A 21,715-nucleotide genomic window follows, 5' to 3' on the forward strand; every position below is an offset into this window, starting at 1 on the left:
TAAAAAATTAAATTTTTATTGTTGTTTGAGAATTTTAATCTAATTTTGCAGCAAAATAAAATTGAATTATATAGAATTAATCAAATGGCAAAATTTCCTCATATCAAGCAGCGTGACCAAATGGATTGTGGTCCTACGTGTTTGAAAATGATAACTAAATATTATGGAAAAAATTTTTCTTTACCCTATCTTAGAGAAAATTGTTATATAGGAAAACAAGGTGTTTCTTTATTGGGAATTGCTACGGCAGCCGAAAAAATAGGACTTCGCACACTTGCTGTTCAGATAGATATCGATACGGTTATAGAAGAAAGACCTGTTCCTTTTATAGCACATTGGAATCAAAATCATTTTGTGGTAGTCTATAAAATCACAAGTAGAAAAGTTTTTGTAGCTGACCCTGCTTCTCAGCTATTGGAATACAGCCATCAAGAATTTAAAAAAGCGTGGGTTCAAGCTAATTCAGAAGGAAATACAGAGAAAAGAGAAGGCAATCAGCAAGTAGAAGAAACAGGAATTGCACTTTTGATAGAAACTACTCCCGAATTTGATAATCAAGATGACGTAGAAGAAAGTAAAGCCTCTTTTTCATATTTATTGGGTTATTTGAAGCCATATAAAAATGCTATTTTTCAATTATTTTTAGGGCTTTTGGGAGCTACTTTGCTTTCACTTTTTTTACCGTTGCTTACTCAAGCTCTCGTTGATACTGGTATTCAGCAAAAAAATCTTTCTTTTGTTTATGTCGTTTTGATAGCTCAACTTTTGTTTTTTGTTTCCAAAAACTTAATCAATCTGATACGGAGTTGGATTTTATTACAAATTTCAGTTCGTCTGAATATTCAAATTGTTTCTGATTTTTTAGCTAAAATGATTCGTTTGCCATTGCCATTTTTTGAGTCCAAAAATTTAGGTGATATTCTCCAACGCATGCAAGACAATCAGCGCATCGAACAGTTTTTGAGTGGCACATTATTAGATTTTATATTTTCTTTAGCAAGTCTTTTTTCGGTTAGTATTCTTGTTATTTTTTATAGTCCTATTATATTTTTACTTTTTATGGTAGGAAGTACGCTTTATATTGTTTGGATTTTGCTTTTCTTGAAAAAACGAAAGGTATTAGACAACAAACGTTTTGCACTTTCTTCTTCTACGCAAAGTAATGAAGTAGAATTGGTACAAGGAATGGCAGAAATTAAATTTAATAATTTTGAGAAAGAAAAACGTTGGGAGTGGGAGCGTTTGCAAGTAAAGAGAGCTAAACTAGCCATGCAAAGTTTGCGTCTTAGTCAGTTTCAGCAGTATGGAGGAGGTTTTATCAACGAACTCAAAAATATTATTATTACTTTTTGGGCAGCTTACGAAGTTATTCAAGGAAGTATGACGTTGGGAATGATGATGGCAGTTCAGCAAGTTTTGGGACAAATGGAAGTTCCTTTGATGCAGTCTATCAATTTTATTCAACAAGGACAAGATGCAAAACTGAGTTTGGAACGCTTAGGAGAAATTCATGACCAAAAAGATGAGGATTCAGAAGAATTTTTGATTAAAGAACTACCAGAAGGCGAAAACTCAAGAGATATTTATCTCAAAAATATAACATTCAGATACGGAACACCACACAGTCAGCCAGCCATAGATGATTTGACATTGCATATTCCAGCAGGAAAAACAACGGCTATTGTAGGAGAAAGTGGAAGTGGAAAAACTACCCTTTTGAAGCTTTTATTGAAATATTATATTCCTCAAAGTGGACAAATTACGGTCGGTTCATTGCCTTTGACTGCGCTTAGTAGTTCAGTTTGGCGTTCTACGATTGGTTCAGTAATGCAAGAAGGTTTTATTTTTTCGGAAAGTATAGCCAAAAACATTGCCTTAGGAGATGAACGCCCTACACAAAATCGACTGATAAAAGCCACACAAACAGCTAATATTTATGAGCATATTCAAGGTCTTCCATTAGGTTTTCATACCAAAATAGGTCAGTCAGGTGAAGGTGTTAGTCAAGGACAAAAACAGCGTTTATTGATTGCTCGTGCCGTTTATAAAAATCCAGATTATTTGTTTTTTGATGAAGCAACTTCTGCTCTTGATGCCAAAAATGAAAAAGTAATCTCTGAAAATTTACAAAAATTTGGAGAATCTAAAACTCAAATTATCATTGCCCACCGACTTAGTACCGTCAAAAATGCAGACCAAATTATATTCCTAGAAAAAGGAAAAATAAGGGAACAAGGAACGCATCAAGAACTTGTAGAAAAAAAAGGAATGTATTTTAATTTAGTTAAAAATCAGTTGGAATTGGCAGGTTAGTTAGTAACCGTCTTTGAGGCTTCGCCGTCAACGAGGTTTTTAAACCCTCAACGACAACTTTACGTCTCGTTGACGGTTGAGCAAAACTTTACTCTTCTTGTTTTTTCGGACGATATTTAGATTTCTCAAAAATCTCTTTATGATTTTTCATTTTCATTAGTTGTGGCAAAGTAACATCAGGATTTTGTTTCATGTACGCTCTCACAATTTGCCAACCGAGCCATTGAGCAATTCTTCCAGGGCATTCCTGTCCAATTTCAAACGTATGAGGACGAGCTTCTAAGTATTTCCGTTTTTCGATTTGGGAAGTTGCATAAAATAATTCTTGCTTCACAAAATGTCCCCAAACATCGGTTTGATAGGTTTCACAGTCTTGTATTTCTTGATTTGAATAACCAATAATTAATGAATCGGCAGCTTTTGGAACTACTTTTTCGATAAAATAATAGGTTTTCCCCCACCAAATCATCTCATTTACTAAGCTATTATCAGACGGATTACTTAAATTATACCTTCCAGAAAGTTCTCTTGCAACGTGTGTTTGAATAGCTTCAGGATGATAACGCTCCCAAATATAATTTGGAACGGCTTCAATCGGAGGACGGTAATAGGATTCTTCCCCCAAAAAATAATCTAAACCAATCAAAAACATACTATCACTAGGCACTACATCCATTTCATATCCTGCCACAATCGTATAAACTTTAGGCACATAAAAATCGGGATAATAGTATTTTGTATAAGCAAAAACATCATTTAATTGCTCTTTTAATTTATCAAAATCATACATTTCATCTACTTGGTTTTGAACAGTATCAATGTAAGGGTCATTTGCTCGTTTTACAAGCTCATCCAAAATACGTATATCATTGACACGAAAACCTTTTAATAATAAATCTGGGTTTTCTTTTAGGTATGTTAAAATTTCCTCTTTACTTTGTCCATCAAATATTTTTTTATCTACTCGTTCTATTTCTACATTGACTTTCAAATCTGAAATATCTGGAAGGCTTTCCTTTTGAAGTGAACACGAAGAAAAAAATAAAGACGTAATTAGAATAAAAAAGACAAAAACAGTTAGTTTTATTTTTTGCATAATTTTAATTTGTCGCTTGAGTTGATTTTATTTTTTTAGTTTTATCTTTATGGAACGAAGATTTGTATAAAGAATTACTCTATCTTCTGAAAAGCAAATCAAAATTAATGTTTTTTGTGTAAATGAAATGATTTTAAGTAGGGGAAATGGCATGCCTTTTCCTTTATATACAGTTTATTTCAAAATACATATTTTTTAAAAATTCCAATTATACTAGGAAAAGGTGTGCCTTTTCCCTACAAATATTCTAATTATGTCTAATCAAAAATTCGAAACCAATAACGCACCAAAACCAGTCGGTTTATATCCTCACGCACGAAAAGTAGGCGACTTATTATTTCTTTCAGGCGTAGGTGCAAGAGATGCCAAAACCAATGAAATACATGGAAATGTTTATGACGAAAACGGAAAATTAGTTGCTTATGATATAGAAGCGCAATGTCATACTGTTTTTCAGAATGTAAGAGCGATTTTGGAAGCAAGTGGAAGTAGCTGGGACAAACTCGTCGATGTAACTGTTTTTCTTACCAATATGGAAGATGATTTTAAGACCTATAATAAAGTTTATGCAGAATATTTTAAAGACAATCAGCCTTGTAGAACAACTTTAGGGATTAGTGCTTTACCTACTCCGATTGCTATTGAATTAAAATGTGTAGCTATGATTTAATAAATTTGTGTAATTTTGCATCTCATTTATAAAAAAGAAATTTAATTCATACAAAACATATAGATTACCGATGACTGAATTCGAAGTTTTAGCCGAAACACCCAAATATTCAATAAAATTAAATCCAGAAGTGCCTTGTTTGATGATAAAATGGCGTGGCGATATGGAAAGTGAAAGCTACCGTAAAGCTCTTAATGATGCAATAGTTTGGATGAAAGAACGCCAAATTTCTAAAATCATAAATGACGACCGTAAAATCAAAAAAGGACTTGCTCCAAAAGACCAAAAATGGGCAATGGAAGATTGGTTAGAGCGTGCTTTAGAAGCTGGTTATCAGTCGATGGCAATTATCCAAGAACGTGATTTTTTCAAACGCTTTCCTGCTGCACAACTTTCTGCCATGACACGTCTACACTTCCAAGGACTTGTGAAAATTGAATATTTTAGTACTGTAAAAGCTGCCGAAGAATGGATTAAAGTAGCTTAATTTGAATTATGAATTGTGAGTGATGAATTATGAAATAAAAATTAGCCTATAAATAATGCAATTTACCATTCATAATTCATCATTTATCATTCACAATTTCTTCATGTAATTGCTTTTCATAAAGCTGTGTATAAAGTCCACCCAATTTCAAAAGGTCTTCGTGAGTTCCTTGTTCTACGATTTTTCCTTCGTCTAAGAACACAATATAATCGGCAAGTTTGGCAGAAGAAACACGGTGCGAAATAATAATAGAAGTGCGATTTTTCATAATACGTTTCATGTTTTGAAGAATCGCATTCTCTGTTTTGGTATCTACTGCCGAAAGACTATCATCCAAAATCAATATTTTTGGGTTTCTGATAATTGCCCTAGCAATACTGACACGCTGTTTTTGCCCTCCTGAAAGTGTAATTCCACGTTCGCCCAACATTGTTTCGAATCCTTCTGGAAAGCGTTCGATATTTTCTAAAAGGTCGGCATCTCTTGCAGCTTCTTCGATTTGCTTTTCTTCAAAATCATTTTCATTAAATCCAAAAGCAATATTATTACGAATAGAATCTGAAAACAAAAATACTTCTTGTGGAACATAGCCCACATTTGAACGCAAATACTGAATTTCGTAATCTTTGATATTGGTTTGGTCTATCAAAATTTGTCCTTCATTTATATCGTACATTCTACAAATAAGATTTGCAATCGTACTTTTTCCTGAGCCTGTCGTTCCCAAAACAGCAAGTGTTTGTCCTTCACGAATCTCAAAACTGACATTCTCTAAGGCTTTAATTCCCGAATCTGGATAAACGAAAGTTACGTTATCAAATTTTACTTTTCCTTTTATTTCGGTTGTTTTGTTTTCTAAAGATATAATTTCGCTTTTTGTATTCAAAAACTCATTAATACGTTCTTGAGAAGCTGCTGCACGTTGAGTAAGACTCGTTACCCAACCCAAAGAAGCGACAGGCCAAGTGAGAAGGTTTACATAAATCACAAATTCGGCAATATTTCCTGTCGTAATTGTTCCTCGCATTACCTCAATTCCTCCAACATAAACAGTCAGAATTGTACTCAGTCCGATAAGTCCGACAATTAAAGGCATAAAAAGCGAATTTACACGCACCAAACTAAGTGATTTGTTGAAATAATCTTTTGTTTCTCCCTCAAATTCTCTTGAAAAATCATCTTCTCTAATATAGGCTTTCATCACACGAATACCAGAAAAGGCTTCTTGTACAAATGTTGTCATTTTAGAAAGGCTTTCTTGAATCAAGATAGAACGTTTATTAATTAAATTATTGACATAATAAATGCTAATAGAAAGAATCGGCAACGGCAAAAGCGCAAAAAGCGTAAGACGTACATTGATTGTGAGCATATAAGAAATGACCAAAACAGCCGTTCCAATCATATTAATGGTGTACATAATAGCAGGACCAAGATACATTCTTACCTGTGAAACATCTTCCGAAATACGGTTCATTAGGTCACCAGTATTATTTTTTCTATAAAAAGATAAAGGCAATTTTTGATAATGAACATAAATATCATTCTTCAAATCGTACTCAATTAGTCTAGACATGACAATAATCGTTTGGCGTTGGAAGAACAAAAATATACCACGAATAAGAGCCATTAATAAAATAAGACCTCCATAAAGCAAAACGACATTTCTGAAAGTAACCATTACTTGCTGCTGCCCTGCTGTTCCTTCAAAAAGGTCATTCATTCGGATAGTATTAGTTATCAAATCAAAAGCATGACGAACTATTTGAGCAGGAATAATCGCAAAAACACACGACAAAAGGACGAAAAAAATACCACCTAATAGATGCCATTTGTATCGATAAAAATATTTATTTAAGGCGAAAAGTTCTTTCATAATTGAGTAGATGACAGCTTCCAAGCTGTCGTTTCATAAAATATTATTCTGATAGTTTGGAAGCTATCAACTACAGATTTGGTCTTAACGATAAAGGTACACTAAAAGTTAGATTTGAGTTTAACTTTTTTAGGCATAAAAAGGCTTGTTTTGATTTTTTTAAGAAGTAAAGTGAATGAAGAGCTAAAAAAGTCGGAAGAACCAATAAAATAGTTAGGCACAAAAAAATAGAGTTTCCTTTTTGAAACTCTATTTTTTTTTGTTTAGAATATCTTTACACTTGCAAATCTAAGATTTGTCTAACATTAGTTTTTTTATTTTTTAGTCTTTTGAAAGACTCAGTCGAACGAGGGGATAGCCACAAAAAATCCGAGCTAGGGCTGGTTTCATTTTTTCTCATCACAAACCTTAATTACACCTTTATTTTTTCCATATTCAGTATAAGTAAAACCTAGTGGGGATTCGTAAAATGATAATTCTACACACACACAAGAGTCGATGTTTTTATCAATAAAAGATTTTTCTTCTTGTGTTATTGGGTAAACAGGTGTTATACCCCAATAGTTAGATATTTTTACGAGAGCATCATGAGATATATGTTTCTTAGTTCTATATGCAGTACCAGTTACTTGAACACATTCTAATGATGCATTTTTTTTATGCAAAAATAAAGTAGAGAACTTTAGTATTCCTTCAGTATTAATAAATGCCAAACAAATAGACGCCATAATTAAAATAATTGCAGAAAAAATGTTAACATTTACTCCTGCAATTATTTCTTTATAAGAAACAGCAATTATGATAAGTCCTATCAAAGTAGCATGTGTAATATGATAAGAAATAGGTATAAATGCCGTGATTTTTCTTAGCAATAAAAGATACAATATCAATGATACCAAAAGATAAAGTGTAATTACGCATAAAAACACTGCTTTAAATCTAATATTTTTCATTTTTTTTAAATTATATGTGACTATTTGCTTCTTTTAGTTATCTCTGTTCTCACTCGTTTTTAACGAGTGAGTAATATGTATTCGGTATTCTGCTGTGGTTTCGTGTTTGAAATTCAAATATACTACAATTTTAAATCTTCTATATTTGATTTTTTTAATAACTGAAATCAATTTTCTAAACTATATTTGTTTTAGAACGTATTTTAATCAAACTTCAAAGTCTATAAATTAAGTCAATCACTCAAAGAAATTAGGAATGGAAAGTGTAAAAGAAAAAAATGAAGAGCTGACGAGCCAATTAATAAAGAAGATAAAATTATTAAGTCAAAATCAACAAGAAAAAATCATTTCTCTTGTAGATACTTTTTTGGATGAAAAACAAGAATATGAAGAGAGAATAAGCCATTTGAAAATAGAAAAAGTAAAAAAGGAAAATGGAGGTAAATTATACAAAGAACAACTCTCTTATTCAGTAGAAGATATACAAGAGATTATAAATTTATTTCCTCCAAATAAAAAATGGACAGCCGAAGATTTAGATGATGAAACCATTTTTCCTTTAGACCTTTTTGTGAAAATCGAATTATTCAATTATAAATTATTTATTATGGCTCTTCCTACTCCTAATCATCAAGAAATTCTGACAAAAGTTTCTACTTATATGAACATGTTTGTTATGCAAAATAAACTAGGTAAATTATTTGTTGCTCCTGTTGCTGTTCATATAGACGAAGGACATAGTTTGCAGCCTGATATTGTGCTTGTTTTGAATCATAATGTAGAAAAAATAACAGAAAAAGGAATTTATGAAGCTCCTGATTTAGTGATTGAAGTAATCTCTCCTGCCAACTACAAAAAACTACGAGAAGAAAAAAAAGAAAAATATGCTGGTTTTGGAGTAAGAGAATACTGGGAAATTTATCCTAAAAAAAGAAAAATTAATGTAGAGATTTTGACTGAAATAAATGCAGAAAATAAAAACCCAAGCTACCAACTTTTCTCAACAGCAGCTAAAACAGGAAAGATAAAATCTAAAGTTTTAGAGGGTTTTGAGTTAGATATTGAGAATATTTTTTAAATTAAACCACAAAAAATGAGTTTTCTAAAAGCAGAATGGCGAAAACTAGCCATTGCAAATTACGAAATAGACCCTAAGTTACTTTTGCCTTATCTTCCATTCGGTACAAAATTAGATTTGTGGAAAGGAAAATGTTATGTCAGTCTTATTGGTTTTATGTTTAAAGATGTAAAACTATTAGGTTTCAGAATCCCTTTTCATACCGAATTTGAAGAAGTGAATCTGCGTTTTTATGTTACAAGACTTGAACAAAAAGAAGGTTTGAAAATGCTGAAAAGAGGTGTCGTTTTTATAAAAGAAATTGTTCCTAAGCCTGCTATTACTTTTGTAGCAAATACCGTTTATGGAGAAAATTATGAAACCATGAAAATGAGTCATCAATGGATAGAAAATGAAAATAATAGAGAAATAGAATATACATGGCAAAAAAATAAGAACGAAAAAATCAATTCTATCTATCTCAAAACAGCTAAAAATTTAAGTGAAATAAAAGAAGGAAGCAAAACCGAATTCATTACAGAACACTACTGGGGTTATGCAAAACAAAGCGAAACTGAGACTAATGAATACGAAGTAACTCATCCAACATGGCGCAACTATGATGTCTTAGACTATAAAATAAATGCTGATTTTGGTGGAATTTATGGAGAGGAGTTTTCTTTTTTAGATCATCAAAAACCAGATTCTGTCATGCTTGCTGAAGGTTCTAAAATTACAGTTGAGCCGAAAAGTAAGATTAAATAAAGAAATAATAGTTTTTTAGAAATACTGAGAGCCTTAAGGTGTAGATTTTGTGATGTTGTCTATACTTTGTCCATATACTTTTTTTGTATAAAAACAGATTATACTGCTTATTGCCAAGGTTTTATTGTAAAGAAACAATAAAACTTTTAAGAAATGCTTACTTTATTTTAACCTATAACTGTATGTTTATTATGAATATTCTCAAATTTCCCGTACTATTAGTATTAGCTTTATTATTTACTTTTTCACTATCAAGTTGTGGTGGAGAAGACGACCCCGAACCAGATGATGATGTAGTTGTTGTAGATCCTCCTGCAGATGATGATGATGGAGATGATAGTGATGGAGATGATAGTGATGGAGGAGGAGATGACGACGGTGGTGGAAATGATACCAATACAGACAAACAAGCCTTTAACGACTTCATAGCTGCTCAAATGTCTTCTCAACGACTTCCTGCTGTGGGTGCAATTATATTCAAAGATGGTCAGATTTTACATGAAGGATATTATGGAAAATCAAATGTAGAACAAAATTTACCTTTAGAAGAAAATCATTTATTTTTGATTGCTTCAATTTCCAAAACAGTTACAGGAGTTGCTTTACTTCGTTTGTATGATGAAGGTAGATTTGATTTAGATGACTCAATAAATGATCATCTTTCTTTTCCTGTTGTGAACCCTAACTCTAATACACCAATTACTTTTCGTATGCTTCTTACTCATACTTCTTCTATTGTAGATGGAGAATCTTTGTATGATAATTATACATTTAATGGAGATACACCTCTTGAACTAAAACCATTTATGGAAAGTTACCTCAAAGTAGGTGGTTCTCGTTATGATGCAGATGCTAATTTTGCAGAAGCAGCACCTGGTACAGAATTTAATTATTCAAATGCAGGCTCTGCTCTTATTGGAGTTTTGGTAGAAGAAATCTCAGGAGTGAGTTTTACGGCTTATACAAAACAAAATATTTTCACTCCTCTAGGAATGACTTCTACAAGCTGGAGGTTAGATGAAATTACAGGGACGATTGTACAACCGTATGAAGTAGATGGTGGTAATTTTGTAAAAGTTGATCATTATACATTCCCTGATTATCCAAATGGAGGGTTGCGTACAACACCTAGAGAAATGGCTAAATTTACGGCTGCAATAGCTAATGGTGGTACATATAATGGTTATGAGCTTCTCAAATCTTCAACTGTTGAGGCAATGCTTACCAAGCAAGTTCCAAATCTTGATGGTACAATGGGGTTACACATGTTTCTTCAAAACGAATCTTTAGAACTTTGGGGACACAATGGAGGCGAACAAGGCACAAGCACAGAAATGGCTTTTGACCCAGTTACCAAAATTGGGGTTCTTGTATTTACTAATATGAGTGATGCAGACTTGACAGAAATGTATGAAAAAGCATTTGAACTAGGAAAAACATTACAATAAAAAAATCGATATACCTCCCTTCCTAAATAATTAAAAACTATTCTCATTATCTTTTTTAGATGATTGAGAATAGTTTTTTTATGAACAATAGTAATTTAGTAAGATATAGCTGGGGATTGCTTAAACAATCAAACTTTTCAATTCCTCTATAATTCCATTAGGAATTTCTCTAGCAGCCCCATTTTCTTTAAAGTCTGCTATTTTCTGAACTTTTTCTCTTTTAGCATATCCACCTCCATACAAAGGATCCATATCTATCTCAACATAAATAATTTCTTCTTTTGTTAGAAAAAGATCTACCAATCCATCTCTAGCTCCCTCTACTTTGGCTACATATTCCCATTGCTTCACTACTTCATAACGTTCGGTAGCATATTGTCTTACAATAGACAAATCTGTAATTAATTCATAATTTCCTTTATACATAGTATCTCAATTTTGATTTAGAAGTTTTACAAAAATTTCTAGTTAGTACTTATCTAACAAAAACCGTATCTTTGCGTTTCGAAAACCAAACGTACTATCGTTTCTAAAACAAACTATGAAAAATACGAACCAAGACGTGAACAAAGATATAAATAAAAACGGAAGCACAAAGGCGCATCAAAAGACTGAATCTAATTCAGAAAATACGTCAGAAAATATGACTTCTAAAGAAACACCTAACGAACCAGCAAACAAAGAAGACGAACACAAAAAACGAAAACTCAATAAAGAGAGTTTTCAATATCTTTTAGGCATTTATAAATTTATGATGCCCTACAAAGGATATTTTTTTAGTGGAATGGTTTGTCTTTTTCTCTCTAGTGTGGTGCTTTTAGCCTTTCCAAAACTTACAGGAAACCTCGTTGATGTAGCAACAGGCAATCAGAGTTTTTTACTAGATAGCATCAATCAAATTACACTTGCTTTGGCAGTTGTGATTGTAGTTCAAGTCATTTTTTCATTTTTGAGAGTTTATTTATTTGCTCAAGTAAGTGAGTATTCAATGGCTGATATTCGAAATGCTTTGTATCAAAAATACTTGACTTTACCGATGAGTTTTTATGATAAACATCGCTCTGGAGAACTTATGAGTAGGATTACAGCAGATATAGCTCTTTTGCAGGAAACTTTTTCAGTTACTTTAGCTGAGTTTTTTCGTCAAATAATTACACTGGTTGTCGGTTTGGGAATCTTATTTTTTATGACTCCAAAACTCACCTTTTTTATGTTGGGAGTAATGCCTGCACTAATTATTGGAGCTATTGTTTTTGGTAAATTTATCCGTAAACTATCTAAAAAGACACAAGATCAACTTGCTCTTTCAAATATTATTGTAGAAGAAACTATTCAAGCCATTGCAACTGTAAAAGCATTTACTAACGAAGTTTTTGAATCAAATCGCTATTCTACTACTCAACAGAGCGTAATAAAAACAGCATTAAAAGCAGCTACATATAGAGGAGCTTTTATTTCTTTTATTCTTTTTGTGATTTTTGGAAGTATTACGGCTGTGTTTTGGTATGGTGCAACTCTTTTAAAGGCTGGTGATTTAACCCCTGGTGATTTGTTTACCTTTATTATTTACTCTATGTTTATTGCTGGTTCGATTGGAGGACTGGGAAATATTTATGGACAAATACAGAAAGCAATTGGAGCATCAGAACGAGTTTTGGAAATTTTGGGAGAAGATTCTGAATCAAAATCAACTTATAATGAGCAAGAATTAGCTACAAATCAACAAGCAATCGAAGGAAATATTTCCTTTAAAGATGTTCGTTTTTCATACCCTACACGTACTGATGTAGAGGTTTTGAAAGGGCTTAGTTTTGATATAAAAGCAGGAGAGAAAATTGCTTTAGTTGGACATAGTGGAGCAGGAAAATCTACTATTATTCAGCTTTTGGAGCGTTTTTATACTCCTCAAAATGGAACAATAGAAGTAGATGGAAAAAATAATTTAGAGTATGATTTGAATTTCTATCGTTCAGCCATCGGAATTGTACCTCAAGAAATTTTGCTTTTTGGAGGAACAATCAGAGAAAATATAGCCTACGGAAAACCAAACGCAACCGAAGAAGAAATCATCGAAGCAGCCAAACAAGCCAACGCATTTAAGTTTATCGAAACTTTCCCAGAAGGATTAGAAACTTTAGTAGGCGAACGTGGCATAAAACTTTCAGGTGGACAGCGTCAAAGAATTGCCATTGCAAGAGCTATTTTACGAAACCCAAAAATATTGATTTTAGATGAAGCGACAAGTTCATTAGATGCCGAATCTGAAAGCCTTGTACAGGAAGCCTTAGATACTTTGATGAAAGACCGAACGACAATTATTATTGCTCACCGTTTGGCTACCATCCGAAAAGTAGATACTATTTATGTTATGGAAAATGGTCAAATTAGCGAACAGGGAACACACGAAAGTCTAGTTAATCAAGAAGGAACATATAATCAACTTGTTCGTTTGCAGCTTTTGGAAGTGTAATTTATGTTAAACCCTAAGAGTCTTGAAGACCCTTAGGGTTTTTTCATGAAAAATGTAGGTAATTTTGTATCTTAACAAAAACACACAAACTACACTTACACAATAATTTTGAAAAATAAACTCATTCCTGTTCTCTTTTTTGCTTGTCTTTTGGCGTGCTGGATTCCTTTTGTAAATAGTCCGATGGCACTTGTAACAGGACTTTTATTCGCTCATTTTCTAAAAAATCCTTTTCCAGAACAAACAGCAAAAACGACTAAACAACTTCTAAAAATTGCAGTTGTGGGTTTGGGTTTGGGTTTGAATCTTCAAATGGCAATTTCTGCCAGCCAAAACGGAATTGGTTTGGTCGTCAGTAGTATTTTTCTGACACTTGGGATTGGTCTTTTACTAGGTAAAATCTTGAAAGTAGAAAATAAATTGGCTCAACTTATTTCTGTCGGAACGGCTATTTGTGGTGGAAGTGCTATTGCTGCTTTTTCTCCTGTCATTGATGCTGACAACTCTAATATTTCGGTTTCTTTGGGAGTTGTTTTTCTTCTTAATTCAGTAGCACTTCTTATTTTTCCTGTTTTGGGACATTTTTTTAATCTTTCTCCTCAAAATTTTGGGATGTGGGTAGCTGTGGCTATTCATGATACCAGTTCGGTAGTGGGTGCAGCACAGACTTTTAGCGATGAATCTTTGAAGATTGCAACGACTTTAAAACTCGTTCGTGCATTATGGATTATTCCCTTGGTTTTGCTTTCTGTTCTGATTACGAAGTTTTACAAAAAAAATAACATTGATAATCAAATTGAGGAATTAGAATTAGAAAGCTCAGACAAAAATAAGCAAACAAAAAAATCAACTCCAAAAATTACTATTCCTTATTTTATTGGGCTTTTTGTAGTGGCGATTTTGATAAATACTTATGTTCCTCTTGTCAGTGAATATTCTTCTTATTTAGTTTGGGTTGCCAAAAAATTGCTTGTTACGACGCTTTTCTTGATTGGTCTTAGTTTGTCTATCGAAAAAATAAAAAAAGTAGGTTGGCGACCATTGGTTTTAGGTGTTATTTTATGGATTCTGATTTCAGTAGGTTCTTTTTTGGTAATTACTTAAACTAATTCTAAGTCATGTTACTAAAAAGTATGATGAGTATTTTTTTGGTCTAAAAGAGTGGGAATCTAAAAACTATTTTGCCTTAAATTTGTAATTGAATAGCAATAGAAAATAAAAATTAGAAAATTACTTATTTATATAAAATGGCAAAAGGCGACGGAAAACGAAAACAGAAAGAAGAAGCAGAAAAATTATCTATAAAAGAACAAGCAAAAGCACTCAATTATTTACCTCGTTTCTTTAAATTAATTTGGCAGACAAGTCCACGTTTTGCATTTACTACGCTTATTCTTAGAGTTTTTAAAGCGATTATTCCACTTGTTACACTCTATGTTGGAAAGCTAATTATTGATGAAATAGTACGCCTTATCAATTCTGAAACTGCTTTTGAGCTTATTTCTGAAAATACAAAATACCTTTGGATTTTGGTCGGAATAGAATTAGGACTGACTGTTTTTTCTGAAATTTTGAGTAGAGTAATTACACTTACAGATAATCTTTTAGGCGATTTGGTAGCCAATTATACTTCTGTTCAGCTTATTCGGCATGCTTCAAAATTAGATTTAGAACAGTTTGAAGATGCCACTTTTTACGACAAACTAGAAAGAGCAAGGCAACAGACTTCTGGGCGTGTCGTTTTGATGTCGCAAGTTTTATCACAAGGACAAGATATTATTACGCTTATTTCCTTGGCGATTGGTTTGGTGGCTTTTAATGGTTGGCTTATTCTGATTCTTATTTTGGCTTTAGTTCCTGCATTTTTGGGAGAAACACATTTCAACGAACGTGCTTATTCATTATCTTTGAGTTGGACACCTCAGCGAAGAGAACTAGATTATTTGCGTTATATTGGAGCAAGTGATTTTTCAGCAAAAGAACTCAAAGTTTTTGGTTTATCTGATTTTTTGGCAAATCGTTTCAAATTCCTTTCAGATAATTACTACAATGAAAATAAATCACTTACTCAAAAGAGAGCCTTTTGGGGAAGTGTTTTTTCGCTTGTCGGAACGGCTTCTTATTATGGTGCGTATGTACTTATCATTATCGAAACGATTACAAAAGTTATTTCGCTTGGAGATTTGACTTTCTTGGCTGGTTCGTTCGAACGCTTGCGTTTTATGTTGCAGCAGATTATGGGACGTTTTTCTAGCATTGCTCAAAGTGCGCTTTATCTTAAAGATTTATTTGAATTTTTAGAATTAAAACCTTTGATTCCTGCTACCGAAACGCAAAGACAAGTTCCTAATCCAATAAAAGAAGGTTTTATTTTTGAAAATGTAGGCTTCAAATACCAGAATCAAGAGCGTTATGCTATCAAAAATCTTTCTTTTACACTTCACAAAGGCGAAAAACTAGCTTTAGTAGGAGAAAATGGAGCAGGAAAAACTACACTTGTAAAACTTTTAGCTAGACTTTACGACCCAACAGAAGGAAGAATTTTGTTAGATGGACACGATTTGAGAGAATACAATCCGACACAATTACGAAATTTAATTGGTGTAATTTTTCAAGATTTTGTGAAATTTGAACTCACTGTTTCTGAAAATATCGCTGTTGGAAATATAAATGAGCGAGAAAATCTATCATTAATTACAGATGCAGCAACAAAGAGTTTGGCAAACGATGTAGTAGAAAAATTACCTGAAAAATACGAGCAAATGCTCGGTAGAAAATTTAATGGAGGTGTTTCACTTTCGGGTGGAGAATGGCAAAAGGTAGCTTTAGGGCGTGCCTACATGCGAGATGCTCAACTTTATATTTTGGACGAACCAACGGCAGCACTAGACGCAAGGGCAGAACATGAAGTTTTTGAGCGTTTTGCAGAACTAATTGAAGGAAAAACAGCCGTTTTGATTTCACACCGATTCTCAACTGTGAGAATGGCTGATAGAATTTTAGTTTTACAAAATGGTGGTCTTTTAGAAATTGGTTCGCATCAAGAACTCTTAGAAAAAGACGGAAAATATGCCGAATTATTTAATTTACAAGCAGAAGGGTATAAATAGAATATTAAGCTACGGCAAGTTTTTTGTTTTATTATTCGTGTTCTCTTTTTTACAAAACTATTCCAAACCCTATGAAAAATTTAGTTTACTTTTTACGTCTTTCTTGTTTTTTTATCCTTTCTCTTTCCCTTTTTTCCTGCGAAATTGACGGACAATCGCCTATCGGTGTAGATACTGGCGAGCCTTCAAGAGATTATCAAAATGGTTTTTTTGTTGTCAATGAAGGGAATTTTAGCTGGGGAAAATCGACGCTCACTTTTATTCATCAAGACGGAATAGATAAAGGAAGAGTAGAAAATAACATTTTTGAAAGAGTAAATAATGAGCCTTTAGGAAATGTAGGACAATCAATGACAATTCATAATGGAAAAGGATATATTGTAGTCAATAATTCACAAAAAATAGAAGTTGTAAATCCGACCACATTAGAGCAACTCGCAACCATCGAAAATCTTCATTCGCCTCGTTATTTTATCGGAATAAATGACTCAAAAGCCTACGTAACGACAATTTATAGAGATTTAATTTATGTAATTGATTTACAAACCAATCAAATCACAAATGAAATTCGTACAACAGCTTGGACAGAAAAAATGGCTAAACTAGGCGATTATATTTGGGTAACTTCTCACGATGCAGATAAAGCTTGGGTTATTGATTCTCAAAATGATGAAATTATTCATACCATTAATACACCAGAAGGCTCAAAATGGATTGTTGCAGATGAAGCTCAAAACAGAATTTGGATTTTGGCAGCAGGTTCGGATACAGAAAGAGCTAGATTGATTACATCTTCACTTTCAGATGTTCGAAGTAGTGAAAGCAGAGTTTTTGATGAAGAAGAAAAACCTAAATTTTTGAGTATTTATAATAATGATTTGTACTGGATTTCTGATAATAATTTATATCAAATTTCTAGTTTTCAAGTAGATTCTCGCCTTCCTCAAACGCCTTTTATTGAAGGATTAGGAACTGTAAATACGCTTATTTATAATGCTGTTATTTCTCCTAAAAATGGACGCTTACTTTTTGCTGATGCTTTAGATTATCAACAAGAAGGTTATATTTTTGAATATGATTTGCAGACCAAAAGAGAAGTAGAACGCTATAAAGTAGGAATTATTCCGAATGATATTTGTTTTAAGTGATTTGTTTTAATCTACTTTCAATCTAACAAAGAAGCAAAAATCGTCCAGTTTAGTACTTGTATGACCATTTGATTTTAGCAAAGTATTAGTTTTAGTTGAAAAAGTTTTTTTTGAAAACCCTTTTCAATTCTTTAATTTAGCCTACTTTTCAAGTTTTATAATAGTTTTTTTTATAAATTAAAGAATGTCACAAGATACCAAGCCAAACACACAGAATACAACTATTCCGAATACATTACAAAAACAAAGCGAAAAAGAAACGTTTACGCCTGCTTCAAATCTTTTTACAATAGATATTCATACGCATATTTTGCCTGAGCGTTTGCCAAACCTACGTGATAGATATGGTTATGGTGGTTTTATTCACTTAGACCACCACAAACCATGTTGCGCTCGTATGATGATGGACGACCGTTTTTTTCGTGAAGTAGAAGATAATTGTTGGTCGGCAGAACGTCGCATGCAAGAATGTAATCATCAACATGTGGATGTGCAGGTTCTTTCGACTGTTCCTGTGATGTTTGGCTATTGGGCAAAACCAGAACATACGTGGGATTTATCCAAAATGCTCAACGAACATATTGCAGGCATTGTAAAAGATTATCCAGATCGTTTTGTTGGTTTGGGAACTTTGCCTATGCAATCTCCTGATTTGGCTATCAAAGAACTAGAACGATGCGTAAAAGATTTGGGTTTGGCAGGTGTAGAAATTGGTTCGCATATTATGGATTGGAACTTAGATGCACCCGAATTATTTCCCATTTTTCAAGCTGCCGAAGAATTGGGTGCAGCTATCTTTGTGCATCCTTGGGATATGATGGGAACAAGCAAAATGCCTAAATACTGGCTTCCTTGGCTAGTCGGAATGCCTGCCGAAACAAGTTTAGCTATTTGTTCAATGATTTTTGGTGGCGTTTTTGAAAAATTACCAAATCTAAAAGTTGCTTTTGCTCACGGTGGAGGTTCTTTTCCTGCTACTATCGGACGTATTCAACACGGTTTTGATGTCCGTCCAGATTTGTGTGCTGTTGATAATCCGATTGCACCAAAAGATTATTTAGGCAAATTTTATTTAGATTCCTTGGTTCATAGTCCTGAAATGTTGGATTATGTGGTCAAATTAATGGGTGCTGATAAGATTTGTTTGGGTACAGATTATCCTTTTCCATTAGGTGAACTTCAACCTGGAAAACTTATTCATTCAATGGATTATACAGACAAACAAAAAGAACAGTTATTGAGTGGTTCGGCGTTGGAATGGCTAGGACTGAAAAAATCTGATTTTGCTTTTATGCAGTCTTGGGATATGTAACCAGTAGTTGTCAGCTTCCAAGCTATCGAAGTACAGGTATTTCAAAATACAAAAAAAACATCTATTTTGTAACTAAAAGAAATTTCTGGTAGTGTTCTAAATATAAGGATGGTTTAGTTGAAAAAATGGCAATGAGTTGTGATATTCGTAAAATGCAAACTAAACAAACTCACATTTGCCCTCATTGCCAAGGCAAATATACCGTAAAAAACGGTCAAACTTATTACAATAAGCAAAATTACAAGTGTAAAACTTGTAAACGCCAATTTGTAGAACGTCCTTTACCTGAAAGTAAGGAAGCTATTATTAGTTCTTACCAAGATGAGTTAGTAGCTCAACTTCTATTAGAACGTATTGCTTTAAGAGGCATTAGTCGCCTTTTTAAAAAAAGTGTCAGTTGGGTTACTTCTCGTATGAAACTCTGCTATGAGCGAATAAAAGAAGATTTGCCTATTGGTCGTTTAGCTTCAGCAGATATAGATTTATATCTGGTAGAAGCCGACGAGTTATGGAGTTTAGCTACGCTGAGCTCGCAAGCTCGGTTTGTAGGTGCTAAAGATTGTCCAGAATGGATCTGGTTAGCTATCGAAAGACGTACAGGATTGGTAGTTGGATTTCATAGTGGAGGTAGAGATCAAGAGGGTGCATTAGGACTTTATTTGAGTATAGATAAGAAATTAAGAGAAAAAGCCATTGTTTATGCTGATGATTTTGCTTCTTATGGAACTGTATTTCCTAAAAAACAACTCCGACAAGAAGGTAAAAAAGAAACTACTAAAATTGAGCGTTTTAATAACACAATCAGACAGAGAAATAGCCCATTAGTTAGGCTTTCTTTATCCTTTTCTAAAAAATGGGAGAATCATTATAATTCAATCAAATATTTTATAGTAAATTACAACAATGAAATTATTGCATAGAATCCATCCTTATAAAAAGAACACCACCTTATTTAGAATGGATGAAAAAAATGGTAAAACAAAGTGTTCAAATATATAATCAAGAAAGACCACATTTTTCTTTATATTTGCAGACACCAGAGCAAACCCATCAAGAAGAAAACATTCAAATAAGAACCTATAAAAAAGAAAAATCAGACAGTTTAGAAACCGTCTGATTTATATAAAATTTATCTAAAAACCTGTAACGCTATTTCAGGACGAGACATCTTGTACTACTTTATTTTGATATGTTACTTCACTGACTTCGAAATGCTATTGACATTGAAAAAAATTACTTTAACCATCTTATTTTTGCTAAAAGCATCTTTTATAGTTGCTCAAACTCCTTACGTGTGGCAAGAAAAAGATGTCGATGAAATAAAAGGTTTTGAAATATTATTTGACAAAAACTACACTTTTGAACAGGTTTTGAATGATTCTAATCTTTTTTTTCAAGAAAACCCTAAGTATTACAAATTTGAAAAAGAAGACTACTGTTGGTTTCGTTTTTCGATACAGAATAATTCTGTTTATACAAAAGAAGGATATATTATATTGATACCAGAGATAGATAATACTCTATATTATTATGATTTTGAAAATCAAAAATGGAGTACTAAAAAAGCAGGTATTGCCATAACAGATTTTAAAAGAAGAAAAGGTTACCTTCCTATTGTATTGCAATCAAAACAAAAAAATATTTTTTATATAAAGTCAAAAGTAAAAGAGCTTCATTCACAAGATTATCCAATAAAACTTACGCTATATGTAAAATCAAAAGTAGCTCATAAAAAAGGCGAACAATTTGTAATTGTTTCATGGTTGGTTACATGTTTTGCTATACTGCTATTCATTATTTATAACTTATATATTTTTCTTGTATTTAGAGATAAGACATACCTTTATTATATCATAATGATTTTGGGTTCTGTTTTATATATTACACATTTTAGTGAAATACTTAATTTTATTCTACCTTTCAATTTTTATAATATACAAATACAACCTAATGGACTGTTATATTCTTATTCTCTTCCAACTATTATAAATCTGTTTTTTATTTGGATATTATTATTTGGGTATATACAATTTGCTCGTACCTACTTACAATTATCTACTTATCTAAAAAAATGGGATAAAATTTTGAAATATATACTTACCCTATTTTCGCTTTATAGTGTCTTTTTTTTAGTTCTTTCATCTTTCAAATCATCTTTTTTATACTTTTGGTTGGCTTCTATTTTAAATTTATCTGTTGGTCTAATTATTTTATTAATCTGTTATATTACTATTCTTTCTTACAGAAAAGGATATAAATTAGGTCGTTACTTTCTAATTGCTAATCTATTTCCTTTACTAATTATATTTATTATTGCTATTTACCTTTTAATATACAAATATAATACACAACCAATTCAATTACTTCCTCATATTGCTCTAATTTTTCAAACAGTTACTTTTGCTATTGCTTTAGTAGCTCGTATAAATCTTCTCAAAGATGATCTAAAAGAAAAACAGCTTCAAGCAGAAACGTTAAAAAAAGAAAATGACAAAATGCTTGCTCGTAATAGATATATAGAACTTGAAAATGAATATATTATTTCTGAAATGGCACAAGAAGTAAATCAAAATACAGATTTAAAACAAAAACTAGAATCCAATCAAAGAGAACTCACAGCAAATACGCTTTACCTCTATCAAAAAAATGAAATGTTGGCTAGTCTGCAAAAACAAATTCAGAACCTTTCTTTCAAAGATACTACGACACAAAATAGAGAAGGAATAAGAGAAATAAAATCAACTATAAAGAATGATTCGTATTTAGAAAATGATTGGGATAAATTCAAAATTCATTTTGAGGAAGTACATCCAAATTTTTTCAGAGATTTGAAAGAGAAATACCCAACACTTACACCTAATGAAATACGTCTTTCAGCTTATTATCACCTCAATATGTCGGCTAAAGAAATAGCTACTTTACTCAATATAAATCCAACCAGTGTACACCGAGCAAAGTCAAGACTAAACAAAAAAATGGAGAAATTAGCTAAAGAAAACTAAACTATCTT

18 protein-coding genes are annotated in these 21,715 nt (G+C 32.4%); 14 read left to right on the plus strand and 4 right to left on the minus strand.

The window, feature by feature from the left end; all coding sequences use genetic code 11:
• Positions 1-84 precede the first annotated feature (84 nt).
• A complete protein-coding gene (locus ACE193_RS07100; protein ID WP_375562309.1) occupies positions 85-2,313 on the plus strand; it encodes a peptidase domain-containing ABC transporter in 2,229 nt (742 codons plus the stop codon).
• An 88-nt stretch (positions 2,314-2,401) separates the two neighbouring features.
• Here the strand turns inward: ACE193_RS07100 and ACE193_RS07105 are convergent, their stop codons facing one another.
• A complete protein-coding gene (locus tag ACE193_RS07105; RefSeq protein WP_375562310.1) occupies positions 2,402-3,409 on the minus strand; it encodes a hypothetical protein in 1,008 nt (335 codons plus the stop codon).
• A gap of 253 nt (positions 3,410-3,662) precedes the next feature.
• On the opposite strand from ACE193_RS07105, the gene ACE193_RS07110 reads away from it, so the two are divergent.
• The gene (locus tag ACE193_RS07110) at positions 3,663-4,079 is read left to right on the plus strand and encodes a RidA family protein (RefSeq protein WP_375562311.1); all 417 of its coding nucleotides are present in this window, start codon (positions 3,663-3,665) and stop codon (positions 4,077-4,079) included.
• A 70-nt stretch (positions 4,080-4,149) separates the two neighbouring features.
• Positions 4,150-4,566, plus strand: coding sequence for a hypothetical protein (locus ACE193_RS07115; RefSeq protein ID WP_375562312.1), 417 nt, complete (start codon positions 4,150-4,152; stop codon positions 4,564-4,566).
• A gap of 79 nt (positions 4,567-4,645) precedes the next feature.
• On the opposite strand, the gene ACE193_RS07120 is transcribed toward ACE193_RS07115, so the two are convergent.
• Positions 4,646-6,442: an ABC transporter ATP-binding protein gene (locus ACE193_RS07120; RefSeq protein ID WP_375562313.1), complete on the minus strand. Its 1,797-nt coding sequence runs from the start codon at positions 6,440-6,442 to the stop codon at positions 4,646-4,648.
• Positions 6,443-6,828: 386 nt separating this feature from the next.
• Positions 6,829-7,395 (minus strand): hypothetical protein, encoded by a 567-nt coding sequence (locus tag ACE193_RS07125; RefSeq protein WP_375562314.1) that lies wholly within the window; start codon positions 7,393-7,395, stop codon positions 6,829-6,831.
• A 256-nt stretch (positions 7,396-7,651) separates the two neighbouring features.
• Between ACE193_RS07125 and ACE193_RS07130 the strand changes: the two genes are divergently transcribed.
• The 3 genes from ACE193_RS07130 to ACE193_RS07140 all read left to right on the plus strand — a co-directional run bounded on the left by ACE193_RS07130 (position 7,652) and on the right by ACE193_RS07140 (position 10,665).
• Positions 7,652-8,473 (plus strand): Uma2 family endonuclease, encoded by an 822-nt coding sequence (locus ACE193_RS07130; RefSeq protein ID WP_375562315.1) that lies wholly within the window; start codon positions 7,652-7,654, stop codon positions 8,471-8,473.
• A 15-nt stretch (positions 8,474-8,488) separates the two neighbouring features.
• The gene (locus tag ACE193_RS07135) at positions 8,489-9,217 is read left to right on the plus strand and encodes a YqjF family protein (protein ID WP_375562316.1); all 729 of its coding nucleotides are present in this window, start codon (positions 8,489-8,491) and stop codon (positions 9,215-9,217) included.
• A gap of 191 nt (positions 9,218-9,408) precedes the next feature.
• A complete protein-coding gene (locus tag ACE193_RS07140; RefSeq protein ID WP_375562317.1) occupies positions 9,409-10,665 on the plus strand; it encodes a serine hydrolase domain-containing protein in 1,257 nt (418 codons plus the stop codon).
• Positions 10,666-10,785: 120 nt separating this feature from the next.
• Here the strand turns inward: ACE193_RS07140 and ACE193_RS07145 are convergent, their stop codons facing one another.
• Positions 10,786-11,091, minus strand: coding sequence for a hypothetical protein (locus ACE193_RS07145; RefSeq protein ID WP_375562318.1), 306 nt, complete (start codon positions 11,089-11,091; stop codon positions 10,786-10,788).
• A gap of 217 nt (positions 11,092-11,308) precedes the next feature.
• Between ACE193_RS07145 and ACE193_RS07150 the strand changes: the two genes are divergently transcribed.
• The 8 genes from ACE193_RS07150 (at position 11,309) to ACE193_RS07185 (ending at position 21,707) form a co-directional block, all read left to right on the plus strand.
• On the plus strand, positions 11,309-13,135 hold the full coding sequence (locus ACE193_RS07150) for an ABC transporter ATP-binding protein (protein WP_375563347.1): 1,827 nt from the start codon (positions 11,309-11,311) through the stop codon (positions 13,133-13,135).
• A 108-nt stretch (positions 13,136-13,243) separates the two neighbouring features.
• Positions 13,244-14,239 carry a YeiH family protein gene (locus ACE193_RS07155; RefSeq protein WP_375562319.1) on the plus strand — a complete coding sequence of 332 codons (996 nt, stop codon included), beginning with the start codon at positions 13,244-13,246 and terminating at the stop codon, positions 14,237-14,239.
• Positions 14,240-14,382: 143 nt separating this feature from the next.
• Positions 14,383-16,245 carry an ABC transporter ATP-binding protein gene (locus ACE193_RS07160; protein ID WP_375562320.1) on the plus strand — a complete coding sequence of 621 codons (1,863 nt, stop codon included), beginning with the start codon at positions 14,383-14,385 and terminating at the stop codon, positions 16,243-16,245.
• Positions 16,246-16,316: 71 nt separating this feature from the next.
• A complete protein-coding gene (locus ACE193_RS07165) occupies positions 16,317-17,393 on the plus strand; it encodes a YncE family protein (RefSeq protein ID WP_375562321.1) in 1,077 nt (358 codons plus the stop codon).
• A 184-nt stretch (positions 17,394-17,577) separates the two neighbouring features.
• On the plus strand, positions 17,578-18,705 hold the full coding sequence (locus tag ACE193_RS07170; RefSeq protein WP_375562322.1) for an amidohydrolase family protein: 1,128 nt from the start codon (positions 17,578-17,580) through the stop codon (positions 18,703-18,705).
• Between the two features lie 152 nt (positions 18,706-18,857).
• Entirely contained in the window at positions 18,858-19,625 is a 768-nt protein-coding gene (locus ACE193_RS07175) for an IS1 family transposase (RefSeq protein ID WP_375562323.1), read from the plus strand.
• A gap of 41 nt (positions 19,626-19,666) precedes the next feature.
• Positions 19,667-19,822: a hypothetical protein gene (locus tag ACE193_RS07180; RefSeq protein WP_375562324.1), complete on the plus strand. Its 156-nt coding sequence runs from the start codon at positions 19,667-19,669 to the stop codon at positions 19,820-19,822.
• 136 nt (positions 19,823-19,958) lie between these two features.
• Positions 19,959-21,707 (plus strand): 7TM diverse intracellular signaling domain-containing protein, encoded by a 1,749-nt coding sequence (locus tag ACE193_RS07185; protein ID WP_375562325.1) that lies wholly within the window; start codon positions 19,959-19,961, stop codon positions 21,705-21,707.
• Positions 21,708-21,715 lie beyond the last annotated feature (8 nt).

Origin of the sequence: Bernardetia aquimarina (genome assembly GCF_042180575.1) — a bacterium.
Lineage (GTDB): Bacteria > Bacteroidota > Bacteroidia > Cytophagales > Bernardetiaceae > Bernardetia.

Bases quoted from the DNA above. Each gene is read 5' to 3' on its own strand.
- ACE193_RS07100 (WP_375562309.1), top strand. From the start codon at position 85: ATGGCAAAATTTCCTCATATCAAGCAGCGTGACCAAATGGATTGTGGT.
- ACE193_RS07105 (WP_375562310.1), bottom strand. From the start codon at position 3,409: ATGCAAAAAATAAAACTAACTGTTTTTGTCTTTTTTATTCTAATTACG.
- ACE193_RS07110 (WP_375562311.1), top strand. From the start codon at position 3,663: ATGTCTAATCAAAAATTCGAAACCAATAACGCACCAAAACCAGTCGGT.
- ACE193_RS07115 (WP_375562312.1), top strand. From the start codon at position 4,150: ATGACTGAATTCGAAGTTTTAGCCGAAACACCCAAATATTCAATAAAA.
- ACE193_RS07120 (WP_375562313.1), bottom strand. From the start codon at position 6,442: ATGAAAGAACTTTTCGCCTTAAATAAATATTTTTATCGATACAAATGG.
- ACE193_RS07125 (WP_375562314.1), bottom strand. From the start codon at position 7,395: ATGAAAAATATTAGATTTAAAGCAGTGTTTTTATGCGTAATTACACTT.
- ACE193_RS07130 (WP_375562315.1), top strand. From the start codon at position 7,652: ATGGAAAGTGTAAAAGAAAAAAATGAAGAGCTGACGAGCCAATTAATA.
- ACE193_RS07135 (WP_375562316.1), top strand. From the start codon at position 8,489: ATGAGTTTTCTAAAAGCAGAATGGCGAAAACTAGCCATTGCAAATTAC.
- ACE193_RS07140 (WP_375562317.1), top strand. From the start codon at position 9,409: ATGAATATTCTCAAATTTCCCGTACTATTAGTATTAGCTTTATTATTT.
- ACE193_RS07145 (WP_375562318.1), bottom strand. From the start codon at position 11,091: ATGTATAAAGGAAATTATGAATTAATTACAGATTTGTCTATTGTAAGA.
- ACE193_RS07150 (WP_375563347.1), top strand. From the start codon at position 11,309: ATGACTTCTAAAGAAACACCTAACGAACCAGCAAACAAAGAAGACGAA.
- ACE193_RS07160 (WP_375562320.1), top strand. From the start codon at position 14,383: ATGGCAAAAGGCGACGGAAAACGAAAACAGAAAGAAGAAGCAGAAAAA.
- ACE193_RS07165 (WP_375562321.1), top strand. From the start codon at position 16,317: ATGAAAAATTTAGTTTACTTTTTACGTCTTTCTTGTTTTTTTATCCTT.
- ACE193_RS07170 (WP_375562322.1), top strand. From the start codon at position 17,578: ATGTCACAAGATACCAAGCCAAACACACAGAATACAACTATTCCGAAT.
- ACE193_RS07175 (WP_375562323.1), top strand. From the start codon at position 18,858: ATGCAAACTAAACAAACTCACATTTGCCCTCATTGCCAAGGCAAATAT.
- ACE193_RS07180 (WP_375562324.1), top strand. From the start codon at position 19,667: ATGAAAAAAATGGTAAAACAAAGTGTTCAAATATATAATCAAGAAAGA.